Source organism: Bacillus sp. 103mf, assembly GCF_900116295.1.
Classification (GTDB): domain Bacteria; phylum Bacillota; class Bacilli; order Bacillales; family Bacillaceae_G; genus Bacillus_A; species Bacillus_A bruguierae.
Window position 1 is genome coordinate 51,176 of record NZ_FPAF01000010.1, and the last position, 25,340, is coordinate 76,515.

24 protein-coding genes, 1 other RNA gene and 2 pseudogenes are annotated in these 25,340 nt (G+C 36.8%); 3 read left to right on the forward strand and 24 right to left on the reverse strand.

Annotated elements, in window-relative coordinates:
• Positions 1-51: 51 nt before the first annotated feature.
• From BM350_RS18850 to BM350_RS18875, 6 genes and pseudogenes are all read right to left on the reverse strand, one after another.
• The gene (locus tag BM350_RS18850) at positions 52-1,446 is read right to left on the reverse strand and encodes a DUF4179 domain-containing protein (RefSeq protein WP_090916025.1); all 1,395 of its coding nucleotides are present in this window, start codon (positions 1,444-1,446) and stop codon (positions 52-54) included.
• Positions 1,416-1,967 carry a sigma-70 family RNA polymerase sigma factor gene (locus BM350_RS18855; protein WP_090916023.1) on the reverse strand — a complete coding sequence of 184 codons (552 nt, stop codon included), beginning with the start codon at positions 1,965-1,967 and terminating at the stop codon, positions 1,416-1,418. The genes BM350_RS18850 and BM350_RS18855 overlap by 31 nt, the downstream gene beginning before the upstream one ends.
• A 191-nt stretch (positions 1,968-2,158) precedes the next feature.
• Complete coding sequence (locus BM350_RS18860; protein WP_090916021.1) at positions 2,159-3,217, reverse strand: endonuclease/exonuclease/phosphatase family protein; 1,059 nt, start codon at positions 3,215-3,217, stop codon at positions 2,159-2,161.
• 640 nt (positions 3,218-3,857) lie between these two features.
• Entirely contained in the window at positions 3,858-4,460 is a 603-nt protein-coding gene (locus BM350_RS18865; protein WP_090916019.1) for a nitroreductase family protein, read from the reverse strand.
• Positions 4,461-4,508: 48 nt separating this feature from the next.
• Positions 4,509-5,159: a DsbA family oxidoreductase gene (locus BM350_RS18870; RefSeq protein ID WP_090916017.1), complete on the reverse strand. Its 651-nt coding sequence runs from the start codon at positions 5,157-5,159 to the stop codon at positions 4,509-4,511.
• 63 nt (positions 5,160-5,222) lie between these two features.
• Positions 5,223-5,659: pseudogene (locus tag BM350_RS18875) on the reverse strand (Rrf2 family transcriptional regulator).
• Between the two features lie 416 nt (positions 5,660-6,075).
• Between BM350_RS18875 and BM350_RS18880 the strand changes: the two are divergent.
• Positions 6,076-6,387 carry a heavy metal-binding domain-containing protein gene (locus BM350_RS18880; protein ID WP_090916015.1) on the forward strand — a complete coding sequence of 104 codons (312 nt, stop codon included), beginning with the start codon at positions 6,076-6,078 and terminating at the stop codon, positions 6,385-6,387.
• Positions 6,388-6,590: 203 nt separating this feature from the next.
• Here the strand turns inward: BM350_RS18880 and BM350_RS18885 are convergent, their stop codons facing one another.
• The 7 genes from BM350_RS18885 to BM350_RS18915 all read right to left on the reverse strand — a co-directional run bounded on the left by BM350_RS18885 (position 6,591) and on the right by BM350_RS18915 (position 12,550).
• Positions 6,591-8,066: a sensor histidine kinase gene (locus BM350_RS18885; RefSeq protein ID WP_090916141.1), complete on the reverse strand. Its 1,476-nt coding sequence runs from the start codon at positions 8,064-8,066 to the stop codon at positions 6,591-6,593.
• A gap of 25 nt (positions 8,067-8,091) precedes the next feature.
• Entirely contained in the window at positions 8,092-8,793 is a 702-nt protein-coding gene (locus tag BM350_RS18890; RefSeq protein ID WP_090916013.1) for a response regulator transcription factor, read from the reverse strand.
• Between the two features lie 79 nt (positions 8,794-8,872).
• Positions 8,873-9,457, reverse strand: a complete 585-nt coding sequence (locus BM350_RS18895; protein WP_090916011.1) for a DedA family protein — start codon at positions 9,455-9,457, stop codon at positions 8,873-8,875.
• Positions 9,444-10,034, reverse strand: a complete 591-nt coding sequence (locus BM350_RS18900) for a class I SAM-dependent methyltransferase (RefSeq protein ID WP_090916010.1) — start codon at positions 10,032-10,034, stop codon at positions 9,444-9,446. Before BM350_RS18900 ends, BM350_RS18895 begins: the two co-directional genes overlap by 14 nt.
• Before the next feature lie 344 nt (positions 10,035-10,378).
• A complete protein-coding gene (locus tag BM350_RS18905; RefSeq protein WP_090916009.1) occupies positions 10,379-10,717 on the reverse strand; it encodes a heme oxygenase in 339 nt (112 codons plus the stop codon).
• A 422-nt stretch (positions 10,718-11,139) separates the two neighbouring features.
• Positions 11,140-11,655 (reverse strand): PadR family transcriptional regulator, encoded by a 516-nt coding sequence (locus BM350_RS18910; RefSeq protein WP_090916007.1) that lies wholly within the window; start codon positions 11,653-11,655, stop codon positions 11,140-11,142.
• Positions 11,656-11,809: 154 nt separating this feature from the next.
• Positions 11,810-12,550: an SDR family NAD(P)-dependent oxidoreductase gene (locus tag BM350_RS18915; RefSeq protein ID WP_090916005.1), complete on the reverse strand. Its 741-nt coding sequence runs from the start codon at positions 12,548-12,550 to the stop codon at positions 11,810-11,812.
• A 172-nt stretch (positions 12,551-12,722) separates the two neighbouring features.
• Here BM350_RS18915 and BM350_RS18920 point away from each other — a divergent pair, with 172 nt between their 5' ends.
• Positions 12,723-13,550 carry a LysR family transcriptional regulator gene (locus BM350_RS18920; RefSeq protein ID WP_090916003.1) on the forward strand — a complete coding sequence of 276 codons (828 nt, stop codon included), beginning with the start codon at positions 12,723-12,725 and terminating at the stop codon, positions 13,548-13,550.
• A gap of 346 nt (positions 13,551-13,896) precedes the next feature.
• Here BM350_RS18920 and BM350_RS18925 read toward each other — a convergent pair whose 3' ends face one another.
• From BM350_RS18925 to BM350_RS18945, 6 genes and pseudogenes are all read right to left on the reverse strand, one after another.
• Positions 13,897-14,232: a zinc ribbon domain-containing protein YjdM gene (locus BM350_RS18925; RefSeq protein ID WP_090916001.1), complete on the reverse strand. Its 336-nt coding sequence runs from the start codon at positions 14,230-14,232 to the stop codon at positions 13,897-13,899.
• Positions 14,233-14,347: 115 nt separating this feature from the next.
• Positions 14,348-14,506 carry a XapX domain-containing protein gene (locus tag BM350_RS18930; RefSeq protein ID WP_090915999.1) on the reverse strand — a complete coding sequence of 53 codons (159 nt, stop codon included), beginning with the start codon at positions 14,504-14,506 and terminating at the stop codon, positions 14,348-14,350.
• Positions 14,507-14,689: 183 nt separating this feature from the next.
• Positions 14,690-15,547, reverse strand: a complete 858-nt coding sequence (locus BM350_RS27680) for a GW domain-containing glycosaminoglycan-binding protein (RefSeq protein WP_280141400.1) — start codon at positions 15,545-15,547, stop codon at positions 14,690-14,692.
• Positions 15,539-16,756, reverse strand: a pseudogene (locus BM350_RS27685) (GW domain-containing glycosaminoglycan-binding protein); the annotation flags it as partial. The gene BM350_RS27680 and the pseudogene BM350_RS27685, both read right to left, overlap by 9 nt.
• 256 nt (positions 16,757-17,012) lie before the next feature.
• A complete protein-coding gene (locus BM350_RS18940) occupies positions 17,013-17,981 on the reverse strand; it encodes a nuclease-related domain-containing protein (protein WP_090915995.1) in 969 nt (322 codons plus the stop codon).
• Positions 17,982-18,498: 517 nt separating this feature from the next.
• The gene (locus tag BM350_RS18945) at positions 18,499-19,371 is read right to left on the reverse strand and encodes a YitT family protein (protein ID WP_170857737.1); all 873 of its coding nucleotides are present in this window, start codon (positions 19,369-19,371) and stop codon (positions 18,499-18,501) included.
• Between the two features lie 518 nt (positions 19,372-19,889).
• Here BM350_RS18945 and BM350_RS18950 point away from each other — a divergent pair.
• On the forward strand, positions 19,890-20,081 hold the full coding sequence (locus BM350_RS18950; RefSeq protein ID WP_090915991.1) for a hypothetical protein: 192 nt from the start codon (positions 19,890-19,892) through the stop codon (positions 20,079-20,081).
• Positions 20,082-20,225: 144 nt separating this feature from the next.
• On the opposite strand, the gene ssrA is transcribed toward BM350_RS18950, so the two are convergent.
• From ssrA to secG, 5 genes are all read right to left on the reverse strand, one after another.
• Positions 20,226-20,587, reverse strand: a transfer-messenger RNA (tmRNA) gene (gene ssrA / locus BM350_RS18955).
• 127 nt (positions 20,588-20,714) lie between these two features.
• On the reverse strand, positions 20,715-21,182 hold the full coding sequence (smpB, locus tag BM350_RS18960; protein WP_090915989.1) for an SsrA-binding protein SmpB: 468 nt from the start codon (positions 21,180-21,182) through the stop codon (positions 20,715-20,717).
• A 73-nt stretch (positions 21,183-21,255) separates the two neighbouring features.
• The gene (rnr, locus tag BM350_RS18965; protein WP_090915987.1) at positions 21,256-23,601 is read right to left on the reverse strand and encodes a ribonuclease R; all 2,346 of its coding nucleotides are present in this window, start codon (positions 23,599-23,601) and stop codon (positions 21,256-21,258) included.
• A 462-nt stretch (positions 23,602-24,063) separates the two neighbouring features.
• The gene (locus BM350_RS18970; RefSeq protein ID WP_090915986.1) at positions 24,064-24,804 is read right to left on the reverse strand and encodes an alpha/beta hydrolase; all 741 of its coding nucleotides are present in this window, start codon (positions 24,802-24,804) and stop codon (positions 24,064-24,066) included.
• 293 nt (positions 24,805-25,097) lie between these two features.
• The gene (secG, locus tag BM350_RS18975; RefSeq protein ID WP_090915984.1) at positions 25,098-25,331 is read right to left on the reverse strand and encodes a preprotein translocase subunit SecG; all 234 of its coding nucleotides are present in this window, start codon (positions 25,329-25,331) and stop codon (positions 25,098-25,100) included.
• Positions 25,332-25,340: the final 9 nt, after the last annotated feature.

The following is a 25,340-nucleotide window of genomic DNA, read 5'->3' on the forward strand; positions in this document are numbered from 1 at the left end:
TCGTTCTTTTGTTACTATAACCAAGTACATGTAAAATCATGAGGTGTAACCTTATTTTACTTTAATTTGAACAGGCGGTAATGTTTTTTCTGCTTGATACGATGACATCTCCACTTCTAGTACATAATCCTTTAAGCTAAAATTTTTCACGCCATATTCCCCATCCAATTGAAACGTTGCTTGAAATTGGAGTTTCTTCTTATTTAATACTTTCACAGTGCTTCCTTTTACAACATGACCAATCGGTGCAAATTCCTTATCTATATACGCAGAATCCTTAAGGTTCATAATTTCACCACGATTAATTAACTCATCCATAGATATATGTTTTGTATCTACATTTTGAAGTGTATAATTCACAATTAATCGCTTGTTCTTATGCTGAACTTTATTAATGATTATTTTGAAATCACTACGTGTACTCTTAATTTCAAATGGTGTTTTTTCATCTAACTTCATAATTACTGGTTTTTCAGATAAACGAACAAAAGGATATATTGTAATAAATTCTGCACCATCAGGAATTTTCCCGAAAATAGAACGTTCTTCAGATTCTACATGATCCCCCACTTTTTCTCTCCCAAATTCAATCCCTGAAGTAGACATATCAATTTCGTTCCCTTTATCATCTGTTATTTTGTGGATTCGTGCTAAGTCGTTCTCGCCTACAAGCGGATAAATTGCTTTGTAGTCAATCGTTGTTGCTCCTTTACCGATTGTAATATTTTCAAAGTTAAATGTATGCTGCTGATCCTCACTTCTAATGGACTGCTGCGGGTTAATCTTTTTATTCTCTAGTTGCTTCACAGGAATATCGAACTTCCAAAATCCTTTCGTTTCACCAATAGATGTAATGGTAATTGGGAGCGTTGTATTTGGAGGTAATTCCTTTTCGGGATAGTCAATTTTGATATTCCCCAGCCAACCATCTTCTGTTCTCTTCCCAATAAATGAAGTGGAACTCTGCCATTTCCGACTCCCATCAAAAAGTTTAAAATCATAATAAAAATCATTAGCAAAAGTCTTTTTTATCCTTACTTTTTCAGAATTATCCACTTTAAATACGACACTAATCCGTCCACCATCGTAATAAACGCTTCTCATCGTTACACTAACGCCATTACTCACTGCTTGTTGATTCAATTCTGTCACAAGTTTACTCTCTGTAAGATTTTGCCCCATCGTATCATGAAAATAATCATACATTTTTCCTATAAGCGGAACTTCTGCTAATACACGATTCATTTGTGGGAAAATAAAGCCTGAACCTAGCACACCTATACATACTGATGCAGCGGCTAACCATGCAATCTTTCTTCGATTATATTTTCTTTTTACCGGTTTTTCTTGCCTCGCTCTATTCATACCTTTTGTTATCGCGATCTGTAACTCTTCCCGAGGAACTTCGATTTTGTTTATTTCATCATTAAACCACTGTTTATCCAATTCTCATCACTCCCTCCTAATAATTTCTTTAACGATTTTCTCGCTCGATGCAAATACGTTTTGACAGTTCCTTCTGGCACATGCATATGCCAAGCAATTTGGTTTATCGGAAGATCATAATAATAATGTAAAATAATAACCGTTTGATAGTTTTCATCTAGTTTTCCAATTGCTGCTTGTAAGTCAATGTTTTGCTCAATTCGGTTTGCTACGTTTCGTACATCTTTGCATTCCCTGCTATCTTCTAATTGTTGAACCTTCTTCTTCTCATTTAATACTTGGTAAGCGTTATGTATTAAAATACGCGTCAACCACGTCAGAAAAAAGTTTGGTTTTTGTAATTGCTCTAAAGATAAGTACGCTTTATAAACCGTTTCTTGTACGATATCTAATGCATCTTCTTTATTTTGCACATACATATAAGCTGTACGATATAATTGATCCTGATGAAGGCTAATGAGCTGTTCAAACGCTGCATCATCACCCTTTTTTGCTTTTTTCACTAATTTTATTTCATCCATCTTATCCCTCCTTCCACTTATTAGATAGGATATGGAATGTTTTGGTTTCAAAAATTTATATTTCTTGCATAAAAAAACGTCCCAACAAAGCTTGAGACGTTTTTTAAGACAAGTCTGTTCATCTATTTCTCTAAAATTACTTCTAGCTGTTTCACTTGTGTCGCTACAAAAAGTTATTCACAAAATAAAACTTATTTTAATTTAAACACCGCACTTACCGGATTATGATCACTACTTTCAAACTTCAGATCATTTCCATGTACATTTACGATTTCTACATTTGGCGAAACTAAAAACCCATCAATAATCGTAACGAAATTCTCACCTTCTACATATTTCTTCACATCATCGCGAACGGTCCAAACATTAGGATCTACCGCCCACTGGAATCCACCGTCCGTGAAATCTTTTGGCAATTGTACTAACCATTCAGGCCATACTTTTTGAAACTTAGGATCTTTTAGCTGTACATCAGAGACTAGTTGATTCCAATCACCGCCCAGTATCACATAGTCACCGTTTTTATAGTGTTCGTTCATATACTCTTTCAAATAATCAACTTGCTGCCTTCTTATTTTTCCGCCTTTATCATAAGCAGATAAATGAAGATTAACGAGTCTTAAATATTTCCCATTACTCACAGGGATTTTATGCTCAACGATTGCTCGGTCTAAATCAAATAATTGTTTTGGCCAAGGCTCTTTCCCTGGCAGTTGAAATCTTGTTGCTGTATCAATCTTATACTTAGAAAATGAACTCATTCCTGAATTCGCATATCCCATTGGATTAGTAATCGGAACAGGTACCCACTGTGCATGATAGTTATATCCGAAAGAAGATTCATAGTTTTTCAAACCATTCTTAAATACGTCATATTCATTCACATCAAATGATCTTGAAGATTTCGTATCCACCTCTTGCAATAAGATAAAATCAGAATCTTCTTTTTGTAAAAAAGATAGCATGTTGTTAAGATTCTTTTCTGTTTGTTCTTTACTGCTAGAACGAGAACTTTTTCCTCCGTCCATAAAAAAGTCTTGGTCTTTATCCAAACCAGCATAACCTATGTTAAAAGTCGTTGCTGTAAATGTGTCTCCCTGTTTTAAGACTTTTTCATTTTTATTTTCTACATTTAATTTACGAACACTAACAGGTTTCTCATCCGTAATCATAATATAGGCTAAAAATACAGCTACACTACCGCCCACTAATGCTACTAGTAATAAAAGCACTTTAAATATTTTCTTCAAATAAATAACCCCTTTTTATATCAAAATAAATGTTCCTCAAAAAATATACTGTAAAACCCCTCTCCTTTCAATAAATAAAAATAATTCTGAATATTAATTGTTAGGTTATAATAAATAGATATTACTTATTCTATAAGGAAACAAAATTATTTTATTACATCAATTATTTTACATTTCCATATCACAATAGATAAGGATGTTAGCAATGTTTTTAATTATTATATAAAGTGAAACTTCCATCCGTGGGGGTTTTCTTTCTTCATCCCCCACGGATGGAAAGCCCTCACCAATCGGGCTTTTACGAGCAGTTATCCCCCACCTATCTTCTTCGCTTCTCTCTGAATCTTAAGGTGGGGGGCTTACTGCCCACGAATAGCGGGATAAATATAAAAAACGTCTCTAATTTTCGAGACGTTTTCTCTTTGAATATAGTGATACTCCTGTTCTCATTATCACATTTCACAAATCTAAGCAGCTAAATACGTTCTCCATAATAACTTCTAAACTAATGTGTATTTCTCAGTAGGGAAAGTCTGCAACCTCTATCCACCCTACATTCTCTGAAAGAACTTCAAATAGATGCTGCGAATAATTTCTAAATTCTTCTTTTGACTCCCCCTAGTCCTTGAACATGTTTATCTTAATAAAATTTAACTACATCTTCGTAAGCTAAAAACGTTCTTTCGCCTGGCTGCTCATCCGGCTCACCAAATGGCATTTGTCCTACTAGACTCCACTCTGCTGGAATGTTCCAAGTTTGTTTTACTTCTTCATCAACAATTGGGTTGTAGTGTTGCAGAGACGCTCCGATTCCTTCTGCAGATAAAGCCATCCATGTTGCATATTGCAGCATTGCACTTCCTTGATGAGACCAGAATGGGAATTGCTCTTTGTATAACGGTGCGTTTTCTTGCATTCTCTTCACAGTTTCTTGATTTTCAAAGAATAACACTGTTCCTACTCCATCACGGAATCCTTGCAGTCTTGCTGCAGTTGCCTCAAAATTTTCTGCTAGAACAAGGGCACGAAGCGTTTCTTTTACGATATCCCAAAACTTTTCATGCTCTGCATCCATTAATACAACGATGCGACCACTTTGCATGTTAAAAGCTGATGGTGCGTATAAAGCAGTTTTTAAAACGTCACTAATTCTTTCTTGCGTAATATTTTCGTTCTTTTTTACTTTACGAATAGAACGGCGATTCATAATTGCATCTTTTAAATTTGTTGTAGTAACTGACATGTTTCATTCCTCCAATACCTTATATGTTGATTATCATTCAATCTCTTATCAACAATATCCATCTACATTACATTGCATTCCATCTAATTCATTTTCCTTACTTTTTGCTAGCTCTTGATCGATTGCTTTTGCTAATCTTTCTTTGCTCGCTAATCCTTGAATCACTTCATCACCAATAACGAATGTTGGAACGGCCATAATCTGTGCTTCTTCGTAAGCGTGTTGCAACGCTTCTTCTTGTACGTCTTTATACTTTCTTGATACTAATGCTTCTTTAAATGCTTCTTTAGGGAGTCCAACTTCCCCTGCCAATTTTGTTAATACTTCGATATCTTCAATATTTTGTTCTTCTTGGAAAAAGGCAGCAAACACTCTATCGTGAAACGCATTTCCTTTTCCATGTTCCTTCGCAAAGTGGTATCCCTCAAAGGCAAGGTTTGTATACGGGTGCGGAGAAACACGAGGTAAACGCATTTCTACTCCTAATTTTTTTGCGGTAGGAACAATAAATGAATCCCATGAACCTAGCTTGTCAGGCTCTTTCCATGGATCGATTCTTGGATATGGACTTGGGCGCAATTCAAATGGCATCCATTCTACTTCTACATCTTTCCCCTTTACAATCTCATCCAAAGGAGCTTTTCCTAAAAAACAAAATGGACATATAAAATCAGAATAAGCTTTAATTTTTACAGTCATGTTTATGTTCCCTAACTTTTCTTTCCGTTGTAATCAATTAAGTTACAACTAAGTTAAAAAAAATTACTTTGCAGAATGTATTTGATTTACTAATGATATAACTAATTTCTCCATTGTTATGCTTTCCAATACGAGCTCAAGCGCTTCTTGTGCCTGAACTAAAATCACTTCTAAAACGGCTTGTATATTTGCTCCTACCGGACAATTAGGATTTGGATTTTCATGAAAATGAAATAACTTTTCCTCTTCCACCACATCTACGGCTCGGTACACATCTAACAAGGTAATCTCACACAACTCTTTCACGAGGTAAGCTCCTCCTGCGCCGCGGCGTACTTCAACAAAACCTGCTTTTTTAAATACGATAGTACTTTCCGAATAATTACTGGATTTGTATTTACACTTTCCCCTATATACTCTGAAGTACAAATAGAAGGTGGATTACTTTTTAGGAGAGATAAAATATGCACAGCAATCGTAAAACGGCTACTAATTTTCATATTTATCACCCCTTAGTTGTAATCATTATAGTTACAACACAAACAGAAGTCAAGTGGCCTTAAAAAAGATTTTTTCAACTTGATATCCATTTTAAGCGTTCAGCATATAAGTCGATGCTACGGAAATTATACTATGACCTGCACTCGCTTTCTTCTTTTGTTTTAAACTTTGCATGTGGTAGAAAAAGGCCCTGACCGTTTCTATGCGCGGCCAGATGCTCTCACCCACCTAAAAAGGAAGGGGTTTTATGCCTATTTTTTAACTTGTATATATCGTTCATTTCAGTACTTAGGAAATATTACAAAACTGTCATCTTTATGTAAGGTTATGAGATAGTTACTTTACTGTCTCCATGTAATAATAAGAACATAAGAAATAACAATAAACTTTTAAAGATTATAGGAGCGTGTTAATCATGATCGTAACAACAACTAATACTATTCAAGGTAAAGAAATTATTGAGTATGTAGACATCGTAAACGGTGAAGCAATTATGGGTGCAAATATCGTTCGCGACTTATTTGCTTCTGTTCGTGACGTTGTCGGCGGCCGTTCTGGTGCATATGAAAGTAAATTGAAAGAAGCTCGTGACATTGCGATGGAAGAAATGAAACAACTTGCAGCTCAAAAAGGTGCCAATGCAATCGTTGGTATCGACGTAGACTACGAAGTGGTTCGCGACGGAATGTTAATGGTTGCGGTAAGCGGTACAGCTGTACGTGTGTAAATAGATAGAAAAAAGCACCTCATTGGAGATTGAGGTGCTTTTTCTATCTATTCACTCAAATAATCTACGTATGATTTTCACCCAACCTAAGTAAGAAAATCCTATAATGATGGACCACAAAAATGCTAAACGGATACTCCTCGGGATTGATATCCATAACTTCAAGATTCGCCAAGACATATCATCTTTGCTGTCTTTTTTCATCAGCATTCTCCCGCCACAACCGGCAATACAATAATAAACCGAACTATCCCATCTGCATATTCCGCTCGAATTTCTCCGCCTTCTAATTCCACAATGCTTTTGGCAATCGCAAGCCCAAGCCCTGAGCCTTCTGACACTCTACTTCTTGATTGATCCTTTTTATAAAAGCGTTCAAATAGGTTCTCTAACTCTTCTTTTGTAAACTCCTCACTCTCATTTGCAATAGAAATGCGAATGTTACGGCGTTCCCTTTGAAGTGAAACGATAATTTCTCCCTCATCTTTACTATACTTAATGGCATTCATTAATAAATTATCAAACACACGAACCATTTTTTCTGAATCCAAGGAAGCGTATAGACGATCTTCAGGAAATTCTTTCACAAATGAAAGACCATGTTCCTCTGCTTGTGGTACAAGTTCTTCAATTAATTGATCAAGTAGTTCATTTATGCATACTTCTTGTTTTTCTAATATAATCTTCTCATTTGTTAGCTTTGTGTATTCAAATAAATCTTCTATTAAATTCTTTAACTGCTCTGACTTGGAAAAGGCGATTCTTACATACTCATCGTATTGTTCTTTATCTTCATATTTACCATCACGTAATAAGCGCAAGTACCCCATAATCGAAGTAAGCGGTGTTCGTAAATCATGCGATACATTTGTAATTAATTCATTTTTTTGCTTCTCTATTCTTCTTTCTTTTTCTATATTAGAAAATAATTCTTCTGCCATATGATTAATATTCTCTGTTAATAAGGCCATTTCATCTTTGCCCTTTTCTTCAATCCGATATGCTAAGTTTCCTTTTGCAATCTCTTTCACACCTTCTGCCATCGCTTCAATTTGCTTCATCTTTCGCTTTGTTATATAGAAGAAAGAAGCTAAAAAGACAACAAAACCAATCAAAAATGGGAACGGACTATCATCCTGAACTTCAATAATATTCCCTTGTGGTATACCACTTGCAATTAAATACATGTTTTTTTCTTGAATAGTAACAGGATAAAACGTTGTAAATTCTTTACGCTTGCTTTCATGTATTACATCTTGATCTTCATAACTAGAGCGATTTATTTTAAAACTCATGATATTACGAATGGTACTATGAAGATTAATCTGTTCTTCCTGAGCACCTTTTGTCTTATAGACAACTTTTCCATCCTCATCTACAATTAAAACTTTCAATGTTCTCTGGTACTCTGGCCATTCAAGAATTTCTTGTACATGAAAAGTGCTCTCTCTTGTAATTACCCCAACAAGCCTTTCAGCGGTTGTATCGATTCCTCGCATACCCGACGAATAATCAATGACAGCGTGCTTATTGGCTCCTTGAAAAAGTGGAGACGAAGCCCACCCTCCTATCACACCAAGCAAAATACAAAAAGCAAATGTCGTTATCAGTTGTACACGTATACTCTGTTGTACCCCTCTTACGATTTTATATATTATTTTTTTTAAAGTTCGAATCATCCAACCAATCGGTCTGAATATGTTTTTAAATATCTTTCTCAATCTTATATCCCACTCCCCAAACCGTTTTTATATAACGAGGCTTCCTTGGATTTTCTTCCGTCTTCTCGCGGATTTTTCGAATATGTACCATTACCGTATTATCAGATTGAAAGGACGGTTCATTCCATACTCGTTCATAAATTTGATCCGCACTAAATACCATCCCGCAATTTCTCGCCAGTAACTCTAAAATAGAGAATTCCCTCGGTGTAAGTTTCACTTCGTCGTGTCCCACAATTACTTCATGCGTCGCAACATTTATTTTCATATCACCAATTTCAATTTCATCTTCGTTTTGGATAAAGCCTCCGCTCATTTTCATATACCTGCGAAGCTGCGATTTAATTCGCGCAATCAATTCTAATGGATTAAACGGCTTCGTTACATAATCATCTGCTCCAGTTGTTAATCCTAAAATCTTGTCCATATCTTGCGTTTTTGCGGATAACATAATAATTGGCATCTCAGCTATTTCTCTTACTTTCATACACATATGAATACCGTCTAGTTTCGGCATCATAATATCTAATACAACTAAATGCACTTGTTGCTTTTGTAATATTTCTAATCCCTCTGCACCATCCCCAGCCTGCAACACTTCATATCCTTCATTTTTTAAATAAATCGCGATTAGATCGCGAATTTCTTTTTCATCATCTACGACAAGTATTGTTTCTCGACTCACAATCTCTCCTCCAACATTATCAATCTATCATTTCTTATTATATAAATATTCTAACAAATAAGATTAGAATATTGTTAAATTATCCCTTAACCTCTCTACCTATATAATACACACCACATGTCGCTGCAACAACAATCCCCAAAAACAAACCGTACTTCGTTGTGAGCGCTACAATACGCTCGATATTACCTCCAAACATATACCCGAGCATAAAATACAATAACGTCCAAACAAATCCTGTCATATATGAGTACAAAGCATACGTTTTAAATGACATATTGTTGATTCCAACTAAGTAAGGAATAATATGTCTCACTACCGGTATAAAGTAGCTGATTACTAATGCATAATGTCCATATCGTTCAAGCAGTGCCTGTGATTTCCAAAGATACTTTTCCTTCTTCTTTTTCATCAATGCATCAAGAATTTTCGAACCTACTGTCTTTCCAAGGATATATCCTAAAGAGAGTCCTGATACAACGCCGAAATACGTTAGCAGAAATGCTGGAATCAGCATTAAGATATGCATAGATGAAACCAATCCGCCGCTCATCACAATCATTTCATCCGGAATCGGCATACCAACAATTCCTAACCATAAGCAAAAAAACAAAGCACCGTAACCGTAATGCTGAATATATGATAACAATTCATGTAACTCCATACATAACAGCACTCCCTACTTCTTTTCTACAATCCAGTACATAAGCTGGCGGGAAATTAAACCAAACTTTTGTAACAGATACTTGTGGGAAAAAATTTTGTATAAACGATTTCCGTATGAGCGAATATTGAAATGTGATAAACTCACCATGCTCTCGTAACACATCCATCACATTACTTAAAATACGCGATGATACTTCCATCGGTAACGAGGTAAACGGTAAACCAGATAATACATAATCGACTTTATCTATCTGTATCTCTCTCATGTACGTTTGTATCTTTTCAGCTGATCCGTGGATAACGAAAACACTTGGATCATCCCCAAACTGCTTCTGTAAATCTCTCACAAAAACTTCATTAATTTCAATCAGAATAAACTTGGTATGTTTCTTTTTTCGTTTCATAATTTCTCTTGTAAAAACCCCTGTGCCTGGCCCTAATTCCACAATGTACCTTGCGTCTTCAAAATCAATTGCATCCACCATTTTTTTTGCTAATATTTTCGAACTCGGTGCAATCGCTCCAGTGTGTTTAGGATGCTTAATAAACTCAGTTAAAAATGTAAAGAGTTTCATAAAACATCTCCTCGTTTAATCAGTATTGTATAGGTCTCAGTATAAGTAGCATTTCTTAACAAATAGCAGGGAGGTTTCTTAAGTTTTTCTTAAGAAACCTTCACCTATAAGAATTCTCTTTACCTACTGATTTACGCTTGTTAAAATACACCTCAAATTCCCCTACCGATTTATCCCGCTATTCGTGGGCAGTAAGGCTCCCACCTCAAGATTGAGAGAGAAACAAAGAAGATAGGTGGGGGATGAAGAGCCCCACACTGATGGAAGTTTCACTTTATTCTTTCCAAATGAAAAATGTCCCCAAAAGATAGTATCTTTTGGGAACATTTTTAAACAATTGTATATTATTTTTCAGGAAGTGCTTCCATTACAGACGCCACTTCTGCAACAATGATCTGGCTTCCTAAAATTGGTGATTCTTGCTGCGCTTCTTTAGAGCCTGGTTCTGGTCGTTTATGCGCTTCTTTAAACGCATCACTATTTCTCCATTTCATAAAGCTCTCTTCATTTTCCCAGTACATATTTACATTTAATTCGTCATACTCAGTTAAGTTTTGTGTAATTAACACTTCAACCTTCACAAAACCTTCCATTTGCTGTAATGCACCTGAACGAGTGAATGCTGGAGCCATTTTTTGTGCAAATCCTACTTTTGTTTTTATTCTGTTTGTAACAACGATCATCCTCAAAAACCTCCTTAATGTTTGTGAAAACTTCCTCGAATGAACTATCTGCATGACATCTATGCTTTTTTCGTTCATCATGCTTTACTATAAGGTTTTATTGCTATGATTGAGTGAGTTTATAAGTTTTCGAACTCTTCTCCCCTGACTAGGAGAATCATGTAAATCACTCTTTCATTTTAATTAGTCATGTGTGACTAATTAAAATCATTATATACACAGCTATTTTATTAGTCAACTTTGACTAATAAAATGTGACTATACAAATACAAATGAAAAAGCAACATAAAAATCCCTATCTTTTTAGGCGGGCAAGAGCATCCGGCCCTGCATAGCAGCGACTTATATGTTGCGAAATAAAAATGAATTTATAGATATTATATTAAAGAACCTACTATACAGAGGTTCTCTTTTTGAACGATTCACTTAGAACTAAGCGTTTTAACAGTTTTTTCAAGAAACGCAATTTCTGCTTCTAACATTGTTATTTTATGCTCTATTGCCAGATTGACCCCAACTCTCATCTCATGCACTGGAGTTTGTTTAAAAATATGAATTAATTTCTTATTTTTATTTAATCGTTCCTCTAAAGCGGGCAAATATTTTTCTAATGGAAGAAAATCCATAAACATGAGTCCTATATCACCTTGATAATTAACGCTCTCAGCTGAAGATAAATTGTTCAATAACAACTTATAAAAATATTGTTTACCCTTTTCATTAATAGAGTACACTTTTCGAGATGGTCTGTTTCCTTCTTGTTCCAATTGAACATCAATGTATCCCTTTTTATTGAGTTTATCTAAAGTTGCATAAGCAGTAGGTTTTTTCATATCTGTAACTGTACTTAAATTTCTTTCAATAAATTCATTAATTTGATATCCATGCTGACTTTGGCTCATAAGCAAACCAAGCAGGACGAGTGAGCGCTGTTCCATAGAGATCATCCTTTCTAAACCATATTATATCTGATGATGGAAATGAGAACTAGACAATAACTCAATTACGTGGATTGTTAGGAATTATTATACGACAAATATGTATAGGAAAACTATCTCTTAGCGCCCACTCTTTCTTTTATAAGCTACAACTTCAAAGCGTCTGTCCATTATCAATTGTAAATATCTGTCCCGTAATCGATTCTTGCGTCAATTGAAACAGGATCGCCTCAGCAATTTCATCAGGTGTTGAAATTCTTTTCAGTGGTATGTTCCCAGCAAGTTGATGCATCTTCTCTTCATGGTTCGCCCACCATCTTGTATGAACTGCACCAGGAGCAATACTATTCACTCTAATCTGAGGTGCGAGTGAAATCGCTAACGATTTTGTCATCGTATGAATGGCCCCTTTTGTTACTGCATACGGAACAGACGAACCTAGTCCCGTTATTCCAGCAACGCTGCCTATATTCACGATCGCACCCGCTCCTTTCTTCTTCATATGAGGAACAACAGCCTTTATACAATAAAACATCCCTTTTACGTTTACATTAAAAAGAGAATCCCACACTTCATCTGTTACAGACTGCAAATCATCCATCGGTATTTGTGCCGTTATACTCGCATTATTTACTAAAGCATCTACCGCTCCAAAAGATTTCACAGTTTGCAGCACCATGTCTTTTACCTCTTTTTCTATGGCTACATTAGCTTTCAAAACAAGCGCTATACCTCCGCGCTTTACAATCTCGTCCCTTGTTTCTACTGCTTCTTTTTCCGAACGGCTGTAATTTATTACAACCTTTGCCCCTGCATCTGCTAGTTTCAAAGCCGTTGTCTTTCCGATACCAGTACCGCCGCCTGTTATAATGACTACTTTATCTTTTATCTCCACTGCCTTTTCTCCTCTTCTTATCGTATTTATTATCCTGCTATTCGTGGGCAGTAAGCCTCCCACTGATGGAAGTTTCACTCTATCACTCATTGTATCCTTGCTCCTGCAAAAGGTATAATACTGAATAATGAAGTTGATATCATTTCAAATGATATCAGTGGAGGGATCTATTTTGGAAAGTCATGACTTATGGATTTTTAAACATGTTGCCGAATTACAATCTATCTCTAGAGCCGCTGAAAGACTCGGATATGTGCAGCCAAATATAAGTCAGCGGATAAAAAGCTTAGAAGAAGAACTAGGCGTTAAATTATTAAGACGTAATAACAGAGGCGTAACATTGACTGAAGACGGAAAAATTTTATTGCATTATACAAATCAAATTATGATGTTAATGGATGAAGCAAAATCAAAAATAAACCCTAAAAAGTGGCGAGAATCTTTAATTATCGGGGCACCGCAAACTATTTCCGCTGTAAAAGTTCCCCGCCTACTCTCTTCCTTTTTACAGTCTAATAACAACATTGATGTAAAAATAAAAACAAATAGTAAACTAAAATTACAAGAAATGCTTGCTTACGGGGAGATTGACGGAGTTTTCATAAGCGGTTCATATAACGATTCGCAGTTCGAAAATGTTTACCGTTATTTTGAAGACATCATACTCGTTTCTCCAATTGAACAGCATCATCCAACACTACTTGTGAATAGCGATCCAAGTTGTATATATAGAAATAAATTGTTGGATTTTGCAGAGAAACATCATTTCAATCAACCAGCTATCATAGAATTCGATTCACTTGAAGCCATTCTCCAAGCGGTTCATGCCGGACTTGGGATAAGCATCCTACCAGCAGATGTTATACATAGCCGAAAAGAAATGAAGTCCACTCATCATCAAGAACTACCAGACAAAATGAAGATTGATTTTATTATTAAACATGGAAAACAAATGTCACAAAGTTTGGAGAAGTTTATTTCATTTTTGAAGGAATTATAATTCTTACAATAATGTAAGAAATTTGTTAGGCAATTCGATGTTTCCGCTTCTTAATTCAATATAAGCTAAAGTTCAAAGATATGACAAAGGAGCGGATTCTCATGAACGAAAATCAAGATTTATTATTCACTCAAATTGTTACTGGCTCTTGCTTAGGTGGCTTTGTATTATTCTCTTGTATTGCTGGTTTAATCAAAGTCGTTCATCATTTTTTCATGTAATGATAGAAATCTCTTAAAGGAGTTAGACTTCGATGTGTACAAGTTCCTCGATGATTAAAAAACAGATTAAAAGGATTACCTCGTATGAAGAGACAAGGTAATCCTTTTTAATTTCTATCAATACTTTATGCTTTTTTCACAAATTCAGATTTTAACTTCATCGGTCCGAAACCATCGATTTTACAATCAATATCATGATCGCCATCAACTAAACGAATATTTTTTACTTTCGTACCAATTTTTACAACTAATGAAGTTCCTTTTACTTTTAAGTCTTTAATTACTGTTACAGAATCACCATCGTTTAAAACATTTCCGTTCGCATCTTTCACCACTTTTTCATCTTCACTATTTCCCGCTTCTAACGTCCACTCATGCGCGCATTCTGGACAAACAAACAGAACTCCATCTTCGTAAGTGTATTCTGAATTACATTTTGGGCAACTTGGTAAATTTGACATAAGTTTATTTCCTCCACTCGCTATATATACTTTTATATACTGCCATAGTCTTCTTTTATTGACAACCCTACCCGGGTACAACAAAAAAAGGAAGCATAACCCGCTTCCTTTTATGTTAACCCCAAAAAAATTGTACTAACTTCATTCCCCCCCACACCCCAACGATTCCCATAATCGCTGAGAAAACTGGAGGTGCAGGAATTGGAAGTTTTAATAGCGTAAATAGTACCCCTACGATTAATCCTGCTAAAGTTGACATTAAAATTTCATGCATATTGTCTTCCTCCTAGATGCTTTATTTGCTGCTTTTCTTTCATTTATACATCCAGATAATTGCTAGCACAGCTTGTATTAGCATTCCCTAAAATAGGATATTTTTCGCATGCGTTGAGCTACTATTAAAAAAAGGATAGAACAGGCAGTATGTAACTGCTTGTATCTATCCTTCTCTTTCTCTTTAATAATTCCCGAGCTCTGATTCAGGACTCTGAATGATCACCGGATTCTTAGCTGGATCTAGCCACTTCAAAATAGAAATAACGTCTTGCTGATCCGTGCCAGTACAGCCATGTGTATACATATCAGAAACATGGAAGAAGATTGCACTTCCTGCTCCCGGAGTTCTATCTGTATTATAGTTGATAACAAATCCGTAATTATAAGCAGGTATGTCCATATTTTCAGCACTTCTCCATTGTCCCTTCGTCGCACTGCGAGACTGCCACGTGTTATAAAGAGCGCTGTTCGAATCATCAACCCAAACATCATCCGACGTAATCTGACGGAATGGTAATTTTGTACCCGGATTACCATAACGACCAAATGCGGTACCAATAGAATATTTCCCTCTCGGCGACTGCACGACATTTTCACTCATTTGGGGTGCAAATCCATCACGGCCAATGTGTCCATTCATATCTAACAGCTGCTTCCAAGCACCATTTACACGTTCAAACGTACGAATGCGTGCTAAGTTTGTTCCGTAACCAGTTGTAGTCACAACAATTAATTGATTGTTATTACCAATTGTATGGAAGCGATCTGCAAGTGTGACCTCACCTAAACTAACCGCTCGGCTATCAAGCCAGCCCTTGCGTCCGTTTTGCTCAATTTGGTACCACGTCACTCCGTTATAGGTTGCAGATTGTAACAAATTCAAGTTTTGATTAGCAAAATCCGCTGCAGAACCAACATAATTAGCATGTTGCATTCCGTAAGGCTTCGTCCAAACTGCATTACCCGCTGCATTGGTCACATGCCCTACTTTGTTTAAAGCTTGAATATTCGTTGCACTAGAAATTGCCTTCGCATCAATCCAACCTTCTTCATGACCATCTACTTTAAAATAATACCAATGTGTACCATCTTTATCTAGACTGCGGATAATTTGAAGCGGACGACTATCGTAATTACTTGCAGATCCAACATAGGATGCACCATTTTCACCATACGGCGTACTCCATACTGCATTCCCATCCGTATCTCCAACAAGTGCGATTCGATTTTCATCTTTTATATTCGATACCGTCTTCGTAAAGACACGCGCATCCACCCAACCTAATACTTTGCTGCCTGTCATAATTTTATTCCACGTAACGGTTCCTTTCATAGCGCTTTGGACAACCTGGATGTTTTGATAACTATATTTATTAGTAGAATCAATCCAACTTGCGCCATATTCGCCGTAAGGATCACTCCATATTCCGTCTCCTTTCATGGAAAAACCAATTACAGCAGCGGAATTTTCATCTTTTACATTGGTTAAACCTGACACTGCCTTCTCCCCATCGATCCAGCCTAACAGCTTACCATCTTTCATTACTTGGTACCAAGTTGTGTTCCCTCTCTTTACAGTCTTCACCACCTGAACCGTTTGATAAGCATAATCATTGGTGCTTCCAACATACTGAGCACCTGTAATCCCATAAGGTGTTGTCCATATACCATTATTAGAGCTTCTTCCGATTGTAACCGTAAAATTGGCAGCCTGCGCTTCCCCAGCATTATCTAACGCCTTTTGATCTATCCAGCCCATTACTTTGCCATCTATGCTAAATTTATACCACTGCACACCACCATATGTAGCACTTTCTACTAACTGAATATCTCGGTAAGCATAAAGATCCGTTGAACCTAAATAATTCGCACCGGGTATACCATACGGCATCGACCATATACCGTTAGCTGCCGTTGCCCCCATCACAGCCGTCTGATTCATTGTTTGGATATTTTTCAAATTACTTAACGCCCTACTATCAAGCCAACCAATTACTTGACCATCTATACGAAATTGATACCATACTACATTATTTAATGTCATCTTCTGAACCAACTGAATATCTCGACCTACATAATCATTCGTAGACCCCACATAACTAGCACCCGCTAATCCATAAGGAAACGTCCAAATGGAATTACCTGTCGTCCATGCCACAATTTGATTCTCTTGTACACTAGTCGCAGGAGGATTATCCGCTGCTTGAACAGGAAGTGCCAAAAGCAGTACAGCTCCTCCTGCCAGCACAACATTACTATATAACTTGGAATACAATTTCTTATTTCGCAAACCTTGCTCCCCCTAAATTTCCTGTAATTTTCCCTTCTATTCTATCATTATCGATGTACGCGGGATACTAATAATGGGGGGCGTTCTAAAATATCGGCGATTTTTTAAATATATCGATCGCTTCTTCTCATATATCGGCGAAATTTCGAATATATCGGCGATTCGACAAAGAATAAAGATCCTTCGACAAGAATCACCAAATTTCAAAAAATGATTACTGAATTAGATTTGTTAAATCGTACTTCCTCCCTTTGTATTCACCTTTATAAGGCAAGTTCATTGCACGGGTTAACCTTTTTATTACTGAGCTTGATGTAATGTAAAGAAACTCTTTCAATTCTTTATTCGTAACAGTCGTTCCAAGAAGGAGGGCATAATCTTGCAAAGCATCCTTGTGTGCAAATTTAGAAATACCATTGCAATTCGAACAATGCCATCCTTTGTTTACCTTAATCATTGGAAGATAGGAACACTCCAGGCAGTGTACTCCTTTTAGTAATTCATGTTTCGTAACTTGATATTGCTCAAGAATATTTCGGTATAAAGGAGAATGATTCGTCATTATTTGAAGCGTAAGATTTTGTATTTCTTGCGCTGATAGAATCTCTACATGCATACGTTCCAAATCCTCAATTTTATTTGGAAGATTTGCGCTATGAATAACTTTTCGGGAAAAATCTTGCTTATGGGAGGAAGTCTTAATAATTGTACGAGGTGTACTAATAACAATAAGAGATTCAATTTTTAGGGCTGAAAATCCATATAAGTTTAACCATTTTTGAAGTTGTTTTTCTTGTCTTTTCATTTGCAAAATAGGATCTGGGAATCCTTCTGACTTTTGTTCAGATATGCGAATAAGTTGATTAAATTCAGAGTCAAACAGTAATGTACCTGTTATATTTTTAATTTCTAGCAAAAGAATAAATCGTGAGGAAAGGATGAGAGTATCAATTTGAAAATAATGATCCTGATCAAACAATCTTATATCATGTAAAATGCTGTACTCTTTATCTGGCAAAAAGCTTAACGGATAATCAATAGCTTGTTCACCTTTATACCCCGCCTTGTATTTGGCCAATGTTTCAGAAATAGCATTCCTTTTCGGATGATCAGCGGGTAATCTTCTGAATAAAGCTTCCAACTGCCGAAGATAAATTGGTATTTTCCGCTCTTTCACAATCATCTCAGCCACCCCTTTATAAAATATCGGCGATTTTTGTAATATATCGATCGTTTCTCCTCATATATCGGCGAAATTTCGAATATATCGGCGACTCGACAAAGAATAAAGATCCTTCGACAAAAAGCGGCACCTGTTACTCACATATAACATAATAAGAGCTCCATTCTAAAACATCGGCGATATAACGATCGATTTTAAATGATGACAGTCCACCTAGCACTCCTCTATAGATAAATCGCACTGATACAGTATAGCAAAATCGCCTCACGATACAAAAGGTGACTATTTCATAATCACGATGGACAATTAACAAACTATGTATTGTAAAGTTATTTTTTAGTGATGCAATTAAAAAACATAAGGCAAGTTAATAATCAGCTCATAAACTTGCCGTTAGTTCATATTAAGTACTTTTCATCGGAACCTTTATAAAAAAAAACCAATATAAAAATCACCTTTTAACCAAACTAAAAAGGTGATTTTTCGTGAAACTATATTAAAATTTTCTAAGTTATAACTAGTGAATATCATGTTTTGTGAAATTACCGCCCTTTACTTCTGCTACGTCATATACCGTAACAAAGGCATTTCCATCAATTTCATAAATGATTTCTTTCATTTTACTTTCTTCTAAACGGTTAATGACACAAGTGATTTCTTTAAATTGTTCACGTGAATAACCGCCGTAAACTTCATTATACGTTGCACTTCGACCTAAGCGATCTCGAATTGTCTCTACCATTAATTCAGGTTCCTTTGTGATAATTTTAAATGTTTTAGAACCACTTAAACCTACTTCAACGATGTGAATGACTTTAGAAGCAATAAAGTAAGCAATTGCTGAAAGAATAGCTCCTTCAAGACCAAATACTGCCGAGACAAAAATGAAGACAAACATGTTTAAAAATAAGATGAGATCACTTGTCCCAAAAGGTAATTTTCGAGAAAGTAATACGGCTAACATATCAATTCCATCTAATGCGCCCCCATTACGCAATGCTAACCCCATACCAAAACCGATGATAATCCCCCCAACAACGGTAACTAACAATGTATCACCATGAATAATAGTTGGTACTTCGTGCATAAGAATCGTACCGATTGCTAATGAAGCAATACCGATAATCGAATAAATAGCAAAATTTCTACCAATTTGCTTATACCCTAACCAAACAAAAGGGATGTTAATGACTGCAATTAGAAGTCCTAATGGTAATCCAAGTAGTTTTGAGCTAACGATACTTAAACCCGTCACGCCACCATCTGAAACGTTGTTTGGGATTAATACCGATTCTAGTCCATATGCTGTTATAAACGCCCCAATAATAATCATCAATACTCGTAAAACGATTTTTAGTTTATTCGGCTTGTGCTTTTTGATTTTACTCATGTAATTCCTCCGTTTCAAACTAGTTTCTCTTTTCATTACCATACCTATGAGAATCATTCCTAATAACTATTCTAACATATTACCATCCAAATACTTTTTTAAGCTGTTTTTCAATAAAGTGAAACTTCCATCAGTGGGGGTTTTCTTCCTCTCCCACTGATGGAAATCCCGACCAATCGGGCACATGCCAGCAGTTATCCTCCACCTATCTTCTTTGCTTCTCTCTCAATCTTGAGGTGGGGGTCTTACTGCCCACGAATAGCGGGATAAAATGACCCGATTGCCTGAAATTTTTTGTTTTTAAACACATTTCTATGATTTCTCATGAAAAGTGAAAGTATAAGTTTACCGCGAGCTAATAATGAACTCATAAGCTTGCCGTTAGTTTATACATACAGAGTATAGAAAAAAGTTTGATTAAAATACGGACTTTATTTTTATAAATCACGATATTCAAAATCATCCGACACACCATTTCTTCCAGATGGTATAATCAGGGAAAGGAAGGTGAATGAGCTATGGAAAAAAAAATAGGTTGGAATAATCTGATGCATTTAGTCTGGTTAGGAATTTTCGGGGCAGCCTTATCGGGTTTTGCTAAGTTGATTCCTAACAATACTTTGTCCTGGGGAATCCTTGCTGTTGGAATTGTAATTACATTTGGGTCTTCTCTTACAGGGCTTTACTTACTTAAAAAAAACAGAATATAAGAACGGATAACCCTGATAGTTCACGAAACCAATTTTTCATATAGGAAGAATAAAGCTGCTGTAAACAGAAAGAAGCATAAATTGACCAAAACGGCCATCTTATGCTTCTTGTTATACAAAATAAAAAAACCACCAAATATGTATTGGTGGAGACGGTGGGAGTCGAACCCACGTCCAAAAGTATCGGCACTTAAGCTTCTACGAGTGTAGTCGATATATTGGCATTTCGCAAACCCTTCAGCCTATCGACAGGCTTCCGAATTGCTAGTCTGGTTGTTCTCTTCCTTTGTCCTCAGACGGCGAACTCCGGCGTAGCCCACTTAGAGTGAGTCCGCTACCCTACCACATGGGCGATGGAGGGGCGAACCGCTAAAAGCTGTTATTAAGCAGCTAAAGCGAAGTTGTTTTGTTGTTTGCCAGTTATTGGCTTTGACGTTTTAACGAGGCCGATCCCCTCGACTCGCAACTTAAGCTCGAACTACCCCTGTCGAATCCGTAACGTCCCCATATAAGAAATGGAGCATACGAAGTATATTCGTGATAGCTGCTAATGAGCTGTTTTTCAATGTTCAACTGACCTTACATTTGTTATTATAGCACACGATCGCCATTTTGCAATTGTAAATTTATGTATTACATTTTTTGACGATCGCGGAATGCACGTGCAATTTCACGTTTTGCTTCTTTTTCTTTTAAGTCGTGGCGCTTGTCGTATTGCTTTTTACCTTTACCTAAACCAAGTTCCATTTTCGCAAACCCATTTTTTAAGTAAATTTTAAGCGGCACAAGCGTATAACCTGTTTCTTTCGTATATCCGATTAACTTTAAAATTTCTTTTCTATGAAGAAGTAGCTTCCTTGTACGAAGCGGATCATGGTTAAAACGATTTCCTTGTTCATACGGACTAATGTGCATATTATGTACCCATACTTCACCATTTTGCACACGGGCAAAGGCATCTTTTAAATTTACACGACCTGCGCGAATTGCCTTAATTTCCGTTCCTTGAAGGACAAGACCTGCTTCATATGTTTCTTCAATAAAATAATCATGATATGCTTTTTTATTTTGTGAAATAACTTTTCCTTGACCTTTTGGCATCTCTATCTTTGCCTCCCTTCATTTGTACTATTGTAGCAAAATATGAAGAAAGAAGCCATATATGGCTTCTTTCTTACTTACGTTTTTTCTTTTTCTTCTTAAAGTTCGGTGCATTTTCAAAGAATGGCTTGTTCTTTTTGCTGCCGTTTCGTTTTCCATTACGGCTTGATTCTTTTCCTTGCCCGCCGCGATTATTATCACGGTCGCCGCGTTTTTTTCTAGTTCCTTTCGGCTGTTCAATGACAACAGGACGATCTTTTCGTTGTCGTTTCACACTGCCTTTCATGCCGACAATTTCAAAGTCAATCGCGCGTTCATCTTTGTTTACGTTAATCACGCGAATTGTAATTTCATCACCAATGCGGAAGACATTACCTGTGCGTTCGCCAATCATCGCAAAATGACGTTCGTCATAGCGGTAGTAGTCATCTGTTAAATAGCTAACATGAACAAGGCCTTCAATTGTATTTGGAAGTTCTACGAATAAACCGAAGTTTGTTACAGAACTAATGATTCCGTCGTATTCCTCACCAATTTTATCAAGCATGTACTCAGCTTTTTTCAGTTCATCTGTTTCACGCTCTGCTTCAACAGCGCGGCGCTCCATATTAGAAGAATGCTCCGCAATATCCGGTAAATTTTCACGCCACTTTGCTTGTGTTTCATTGTCCACTTTTCCGTTAATTAAATACGTGCGAATTAATCTGTGCACAATTAAATCTGGATAGCGACGAATTGGTGATGTGAAATGTGTATAAAACTCTGTCGATAAACCGAAGTGACCTAAACTATCAGCATCGTAGCGTGCTTGCTTCATAGAACGAAGCATAACTGTTGAAATAACAACCTCTTCTGGTTGACCTTGTACCATCTCTATAATTTGTTGCAGCGCACGCGGATGCACTTCGTTTCCGCGGCCTTTTACCGCATATCCAAAGTTTGTAATAAACTCAAAGAAACGCTCTAATTTATCTTCTTTCGGATCTTCGTGAACACGGTACATAAACGGTACGTTCATCCAGTGGAAATGCTCTGCAACTGTTTCGTTTGCTACTAGCATAAATTCTTCAATGAGCTTTTCAGCAACAGAACGCTCACGTAACACAACATCTGTCGGCTTGCCTTCTTCATCCACTAATACTTTCGCTTCTTTGAAGTCAAAGTCAATGGCTCCGCGGCGCATACGCTTTTCACGTAAAATAGCAGCTAGTTTCCCCATCTCTTGGAACATTGGGACTAACGGCTCATAGCGGGCCATTAATTCCTCATCCTCATCGTCCAAAATGCGCTTCACATCAGAATACGTCATACGCTCCGCTGTTTTAATCACACTTTGGAAAATTTCATGCTTCACTACTTCCCCTTGCTCATTAATTTCCATCTCACAAGATAAAGTTAAGCGGTCTACCTTTGGATTTAATGAACAAATTCCGTTAGATAAACGATGCGGAATCATCGGAATAACACGGTCTACAAGATAAATACTCGTTCCGCGTTCAGCTGCTTCGCGGTCAATTGCTGAGCCTTCTGTCACGTAATGACTTACATCTGCAATATGTACACCAAGCTTATAATTACCGTTCTCAAGCTTCGTTACTGTAACTGCATCATCTAAGTCTTTCGCATCCGCACCATCGATTGTAACAATTGTTTGATCTCGTAAATCACGGCGCCCTTGTAAATCGTTCTCATCAATTGTTTCTGGTACACTGTTCGCATGCTCCATTGCATCTTCCGGGAACGCAAGCGGTAAGTTATGCTTATGAATAACGGATAAAATATCAACGCCTGGATCGTTTTTATGACCAAGAATTTGAATAACTTCTCCTTCTGCACTTAAACGATCTTGCGGATAGCTTGTAATTTTAACAACAACTTTATGCCCTTCTACCGCACCCATAGAAGCATTTTTGGGAACGAAAATATCGCTCGTCCAGCGTTTATTATCAGGAATCACAAAGCCAAAGTTTTTCGATTCTGTATATGTACCAACTAATTCTTTTGTTCCGCGCTCTATGATACGAACAATTGTCCCTTCCTTGCGCGAACCGCTTGACTCTGAACTAATACGTGCTAATACTGTGTCACCATGCAGTGCGCCTTTTAATTCTGTTGGCGGTATAAAAATATCATCTGTGCCTTTTTCTTCCGGTACGACAAATGCAAAGCCGCGGGCATGTCCAATAAGCTTGCCGCGCACTAAGTTCATTTTCTCTGGAAGACCGTAGCGATTACTTCTTGTCCGCACAACAAGTCCTTTTTCCTCCATAATGACAAGTGCCTTCACAAACTCTTTAAAATCCGCTGCATCTTCAATACCGAACGCTTCTTCTAACTCTTGCACAGTAAGCGGTTTATATGCTTCTTCTTTCATAAACGATAACAATTTATCGATGTTTTCTTGAATAATTTCCTCCAAGTACAAAAACCTCCTTCTAAATCCTCGTATTGTATATTGTATCCGAAAAGATAACCATATATAAATGATGTTGTCCTATATAAATCTATTTTCGCTTTTCACATATAAATCGTTACTATCCAAAACAAAACAGGACATGCTCTCGCCTTCTCATTTTGTTTTAAACCTAGCACGTGGCACAAAACAGGCACTGACCGCTTCTACGCATGGCCAGTTGCTCCCGCCCACCTAAAAAGAAAAGGATTTTTATGCCGGGTTTTCAACATACAGATCACCGCTATCCAAAACAAAATAAGACCTGCTCTTGCCTCCTCCCTTTGTTTGAAACTTCGCATGTGGCAGAAACAGGCACTGACCGCTCCTATACATAGCCAGTTGCTCTCGCCCATCCTAAAAAGAAAAGGGGGTTTATATCGATTTTTCAATCTGTATTTATATATGTAAAAAAGAGGCAACTAGATCTTACCAATCTAGTTGCTCCAAGAAGTTATATACATCTTCATGCAGCTCATCACGCTGCTTATCAAGCGTAATTACATGTGTAGAATCTTCGTACCACTTAATTTCTTTTACATTTGATTCTACTCCATTATAAATAATATTTGCGCTATCTGTATTAATCATTTCATCATGGCGCGCTTGCACAACAAACGTTGGTGCATAAATCATATCAATGTTATTACGCACATCGCGAATTAAATCTTGCAGTGCTCTTAATGTGTTCATCGGTGTTTGCTTAAACGCAAACATCTCTTCTTCAATCTTCTCTGGTGATTTACGCTCACGCTTTTTATATTCGCGTGCGTACGCTAGTATACCTTGGTACATCGTTTCTTCGCTTTTAATATACATCGGAGCACACATCGGTACCACTCCGATAATCGGCATTGTATAAGCAAGTTTTAACGAAAAGACACCGCCAAGTGATAAGCCAACAGCTGCAATCTTTTCATATCCTTTATCTTTTAAATGTTGATATGCTTCCATTACATCTTTCCACCAGTCTTCTGGACCCGTGTGCACGAGCTGCTCTGGTGGTACACCATGACCTTTATAAATCGGAGCATGACATGTGTAACCTTTTGTCTCTAAATAACGTCCAAGCATACGAACATCTGCAGAATTTCCTGTAAAACCATGTAATAGTAAAACAGCACGTTCTCCCGCCTCAAATGTAAATGGTTTTGGGGATGCTAGTTTCATTTCTCTTTCTCCTTCTCTATCTATAATGTAATCCTCATATATATGTCCATTTTAATTTTCCGACACATAAGTCGCTGCCTGGCACGTGGCAGAAAAAGGAACCGGCCGCTTCTATGCATGGCCAGATGCTCTCGTCCTCCCCTAAAAAGAAAAGGGGTTTTTATGTCGTTTTTTAATTTGTATTTATATATTGTCTATCCATAGTGTAACATAGTTTCTTTTCCATAATCTAATCAGAAATTTCTCTCGATAAATAAAAAAAGATTCAACCTGGGAAGGCGAATCTTTTTTATTTATACTTGTAAATACGTAACAGCAAATGTTAACACGAAGAATAATACAGCAAGAACAATTGTAATGCGGTTTAATACAGCCTCTACTCCACGTGCTTTTTGCTTGCCAAATAATTGCTCCGCGCCGCCAGAAATTGCACCGGATAAACCAGCACTCTTACTAGATTGCATTAATACAAGTACAATTAATAACAGCGATACAATAATAAGTAAAACTGATAAAAACGTATGCACTTTACATGC

Bases quoted from the DNA above. Each gene is read 5' to 3' on its own strand.
- BM350_RS18855 (WP_090916023.1), bottom strand. From the start codon at position 1,967: ATGGATGAAATAAAATTAGTGAAAAAAGCAAAAAAGGGTGATGATGCA.
- BM350_RS18865 (WP_090916019.1), bottom strand. From the start codon at position 4,460: ATGTCAGTTACTACAACAAATTTAAAAGATGCAATTATGAATCGCCGT.
- BM350_RS18870 (WP_090916017.1), bottom strand. From the start codon at position 5,159: ATGACTGTAAAAATTAAAGCTTATTCTGATTTTATATGTCCATTTTGT.
- BM350_RS18880 (WP_090916015.1), top strand. From the start codon at position 6,076: ATGATCGTAACAACAACTAATACTATTCAAGGTAAAGAAATTATTGAG.
- BM350_RS18885 (WP_090916141.1), bottom strand. From the start codon at position 8,066: ATGATTCGAACTTTAAAAAAAATAATATATAAAATCGTAAGAGGGGTA.
- BM350_RS18895 (WP_090916011.1), bottom strand. From the start codon at position 9,457: ATGGAGTTACATGAATTGTTATCATATATTCAGCATTACGGTTACGGT.
- BM350_RS18900 (WP_090916010.1), bottom strand. From the start codon at position 10,034: ATGAAACTCTTTACATTTTTAACTGAGTTTATTAAGCATCCTAAACAC.
- BM350_RS18905 (WP_090916009.1), bottom strand. From the start codon at position 10,717: ATGATCGTTGTTACAAACAGAATAAAAACAAAAGTAGGATTTGCACAA.
- BM350_RS18910 (WP_090916007.1), bottom strand. From the start codon at position 11,655: ATGGAACAGCGCTCACTCGTCCTGCTTGGTTTGCTTATGAGCCAAAGT.
- BM350_RS18925 (WP_090916001.1), bottom strand. From the start codon at position 14,232: ATGTCAAATTTACCAAGTTGCCCAAAATGTAATTCAGAATACACTTAC.
- BM350_RS18930 (WP_090915999.1), bottom strand. From the start codon at position 14,506: ATGCATGAAATTTTAATGTCAACTTTAGCAGGATTAATCGTAGGGGTA.
- BM350_RS18940 (WP_090915995.1), bottom strand. From the start codon at position 17,981: ATGATTGTGAAAGAGCGGAAAATACCAATTTATCTTCGGCAGTTGGAA.
- BM350_RS18945 (WP_170857737.1), bottom strand. From the start codon at position 19,371: ATGAGTAAAATCAAAAAGCACAAGCCGAATAAACTAAAAATCGTTTTA.
- BM350_RS18950 (WP_090915991.1), top strand. From the start codon at position 19,890: ATGGAAAAAAAAATAGGTTGGAATAATCTGATGCATTTAGTCTGGTTA.
- smpB (WP_090915989.1), bottom strand. From the start codon at position 21,182: ATGCCAAAAGGTCAAGGAAAAGTTATTTCACAAAATAAAAAAGCATAT.
- BM350_RS18970 (WP_090915986.1), bottom strand. From the start codon at position 24,804: ATGAAACTAGCATCCCCAAAACCATTTACATTTGAGGCGGGAGAACGT.